Below are 3,860 nucleotides of genomic sequence, written 5' to 3'. Positions count from 1 at the left end.
TTCAATCTCTTTTGGATCAAAAACGACCAGTTAACGAGACGAAATTAAGAGAAGGCATCACAAAGCCCCAAGTATCTTAATGGAGTAAACTAGCACCCTTCGGTTGCTTCCCTCGCATTTTAGAGGACCTATCAATCCTACAGATCTAAGCGAATCCACATGGTATTCGAAAGATCATCTAAAATGCGAGGTTAGGATCGGAAATAACAGAAGTATTGATCTAATAATTACAATCTTGAAATGTAGGTTACACAATTTATCTGACACTACCCAAGCAACAAGTTAGACTACGAATAAAATCTAAATGTTATAATGATGAAATTATCAATAAAATTAAAAAGTCTAGTATTGTTCAAAATTTTTGGGGTTTAACTTTTGAAAAAGAAATTGGTAGATATATGATGGGTATAAGGATTGAAGTTTTTGAAGCTATTAGTTTTTTAGATTCAAAAAGGATAGTAAAATTTTTAACATCGAATAAAGAATTAATATTTGATGATGGAGAAATGAATAATGCAATTAAAAAAATTATTACTTATTAATACATTTTATTTACTAAATGTATTTTACACTAAAATTCATCAAGCATTGGAAATTTTCACCCCTTATAGTAATGAAAAACAAAATAGACCGCTAAAAAAGGAATAGTTTGATTCAATAGAAAAACTAAGTAAATATAACTCAAATATTTTTAAAGAAATTAAATTTAGTATTAAAGAAGAAAACTATGTGAAAAAATTTGGACAACCCAATATTTTAGATTTGATTCATTTAAGTAATATTCGCTTAGTTGGCAATGATATTTTACTAGAAAGAGAGGTTTATCAATATATAGGATATTACTTAAAAAAAAGAAGGGAGTTTAATAAATAATGATAGAAAGATTTATTGATCAAAGAGGGAGAATAATTGTTATTCCCAAAAAACAAAAAAATAAAATTATTATCTTTGACTATATTTTTGAATTAATCAAAAAAAAAGGTGATGAATTTTCTGAGAGTGAACTAAATAATATTATACAGGTATACTATGATGATTATGCGACAATGAGAAGATATTTAGTAGATTATGGTTATTTAAATAGAGATATATACGGGAGTATATATTGTATAAATTCGGAGATAAATCATGAAAGCTAAAATTCATTATTATTATTATTTGAATTTTTGTCTGTCTCATTAGTTTCATTTTTTAACCCAATATTGTATATTTATTTACTTAAAAACTTTTCATTAAGTGATGTAGGTTTATATCTAGCTCTATTTTGGCTATCGTCTTTTCTTACAGAGATACTATGTGGAGCTATAACAGATGTTATAGGAGAGAGAAAATCAATTTTTTTAAGTGGTCTATTTAGAATTTTAGGGATTTTAATGATATTAAGTAGTTCATATACACTTCTCCTGTTTTCAGCTTTTTTATCCGGAATTAGTGAGTCTTTTTATTCTGGAACATTATCCAGTTGGCTAATCAAAGATTTAAATTTATCACAGGATAGAGATATCTTAGAACACATATTTTCTAAGGCGTCTATTATAGGATTATTGGCTGCATTGGTCATTGGAACTTTGAGTGCGGATGTATTGTATAAATATAATACAGATTTGCCATTTTATTTCAGCATATTATTTAGTATTATTTTAATTGTTTCAGTTATTAAATCTCCAATTAAAGATTTTAAAAATAAAAAAATATCTTTTAAAAATACTTTTAAATATTCATATGGTGAAATAAAAACAATATTTAAACAAATTATGACATCTAAAAAGAGTATTGTATTTATATTATTTTTACTTCTCCCTAAAGTGATAGATATAGGACCATCAAATTAGTGGCAGGCAATATTTTATACTAATAATATAGAAAATATTATTAGTATCATGTGGATAATAATCTCATTAAGTGGGCTTGTAGGGAGTTTAATATCTCATAGGATATTATATAAAAAAATATTTCTTATGTGATAACTTCGTTAACAATAATAGATATTATATTCTTATCCTTATTTATTCTCTCAAAAAATATATGGATGGGAATTATTATTTTTTCAATTCACGTAATGCTTAATACTATAACTGAAATTAAAAGTAATGTCGATCTTCATTCAGATTTTGTGCAAGATGATAATCTACGAAATACAACAATCTCATCTTTTTATAATATTGAATCAATATCTATTTCAATAATATTAGTTTTAAATGGGTTTATTTCTGATCAGTTTGGAATACTGAGAACATGGAATATTACCAATATTGATGTTCTTTTTATTCTTATTATAATTATTTTTAAATATAAAAAAAAGAAAGAGTTTTTTAAATGGCGATTAAAAAAACCTATGAACATTCTGTTATAGAAGAGCATCAGTCCATGCTGTATTTAAATAGTATAAATATACAAGATAATATCAAGGCGCACAAAATTCATAATGAAATAGATTTTATTGATAGTCTCCCAAATATAGAATCATTAGATATTAGTAAATATAAAAAATCTGTATTAAATTGCCAAGTTAACACCCTCTTAATAAGAAATAATTTTGACTACTTATCTTGGAGAAAAAATAAAGATTTTTCTGAGATTAGTTTAATTCCAGTAAAAATGCAAATGCATAACTTTTCCAAGGCTAAGATTAATAGTGAATTTTTTAAAAAAATATGTAATAGTACAACTGAAGTTTTGTTAAAAGATATATTATTTTATATATCTGACACATTGTCTTTAAATGTTATATATTTAAAAGGTATGATAGATGGATATAAATGTGTATTTTTACCTTTAAAAAATATTAATTATATTATTATAGGAGACAAAGTAGGCCCGTTTCATTTTTATTATTTATTACATGAAGTTAGTCATGTAATTGTAAATTTTTGATTAATCAAAATGAATTTAATTTTTTCTATAGAGGAGGAAGAATATTGGGCTCATTTTTTTGAAAGTGCATTTATTAATTCCTATTTTAACAGTGAAAAAGAAAATTATATCGGATTTACACAGGCTCTATTAGAAGAAAATAAAGCAATAACAGAGTTTCAAATTGAACTTTTTAAATATCCATTAAAATATAGCTCTTTAGAAGATAAAAAAAATTATATAAGGATAAATTATTTAAATATAATCTAGTTTCAAGTGAAAAATATATTAATTATGATTTTATGTTTGATTTTTTATCTAATCCTTTTTATTCAGCCTCTTATATTAATGCACAAATAAATGCACTAGATAATATTAATAAAAAAGATATAGTAACTGTTTTGGAAACATTTATCGAAACATACAAATTTTGTTAGGAGCCTCTTATAATTAATTAAATATAATTCAATATTCACTTAAAAATTGATATGTCAAAAATTTTTAGTCACTTTTTTAAATTGGGACTTTTTAATTGCTGGTGGTTAAGTACTGTAATGAAGATTGTGGGTCAAACTTGTTATACTAATTTTATAACTGAATAATTCTGATTCTAATTAATCAAACTTTTAAATTTTAATTAATTGACGGATTCTGTTTTTAATGCTTTTAATGTTGTTTCTGAAAATGCGTTGAATGAACCACTGTTTTGATGATTTTTGATCCAATTAACTAACGACGAAGTCATTAAATTAAATTAAATTAAAAAAATATATTTTTTTGCATTTTCAATTAATTTTGCCACTTGAAGTTTTAATTTTTTGAGTAAATATTAATCTTTCTCTATCAAAAAAATTCGCTTACTTTTTAATTTAACAATATATTCCTTTAGGAAAGTTGTCCAATTAAGTTTAGACGATTCAATAAAAAAAGCGGTTTATTAGCGATAAATTTCGGCTCTATGTCCAATAGGGTTGATGCTATCCAAGGAGATTAAGCAATTAACGGTT

At 24.2% G+C, this 3,860-nt stretch carries 5 protein-coding genes; all 5 read left to right on the top strand.

Annotation, left to right across the window (positions count from 1 at the left end; genetic code table 11):
- Positions 1-729: 729 nt before the first annotated feature.
- The 5 genes from ACQV2G_RS08930 to ACQV2G_RS08910 all read left to right on the top strand — a co-directional run bounded on the left by ACQV2G_RS08930 (position 730) and on the right by ACQV2G_RS08910 (position 3,123).
- On the top strand, positions 730-873 hold the full coding sequence (locus ACQV2G_RS08930; RefSeq protein WP_428876628.1) for a hypothetical protein: 144 nt from the start codon (positions 730-732) through the stop codon (positions 871-873).
- A complete protein-coding gene (locus tag ACQV2G_RS08925) occupies positions 873-1,139 on the top strand; it encodes a DUF2087 domain-containing protein (RefSeq protein WP_428874427.1) in 267 nt (88 codons plus the stop codon). The genes ACQV2G_RS08930 and ACQV2G_RS08925 overlap by 1 nt, the downstream gene beginning before the upstream one ends.
- Positions 1,140-1,166: 27 nt before the next feature.
- Positions 1,167-1,832, top strand: coding sequence for an MFS transporter (locus ACQV2G_RS08920; protein ID WP_428876625.1), 666 nt, complete (start codon positions 1,167-1,169; stop codon positions 1,830-1,832).
- A gap of 484 nt (positions 1,833-2,316) precedes the next feature.
- The gene (locus ACQV2G_RS08915) at positions 2,317-2,874 is read left to right on the top strand and encodes a hypothetical protein (protein WP_428876624.1); all 558 of its coding nucleotides are present in this window, start codon (positions 2,317-2,319) and stop codon (positions 2,872-2,874) included.
- A gap of 9 nt (positions 2,875-2,883) precedes the next feature.
- On the top strand, positions 2,884-3,123 hold the full coding sequence (locus ACQV2G_RS08910; RefSeq protein WP_428876623.1) for a hypothetical protein: 240 nt from the start codon (positions 2,884-2,886) through the stop codon (positions 3,121-3,123).
- Positions 3,124-3,860 lie beyond the last annotated feature (737 nt).

It is taken from the genome of Facklamia sp. P12955 (assembly GCF_050409565.1).
GTDB lineage: Bacteria > Bacillota > Bacilli > Lactobacillales > Aerococcaceae > Facklamia.
This window is presented reverse-complemented; position numbering and strand designations above follow the sequence as displayed.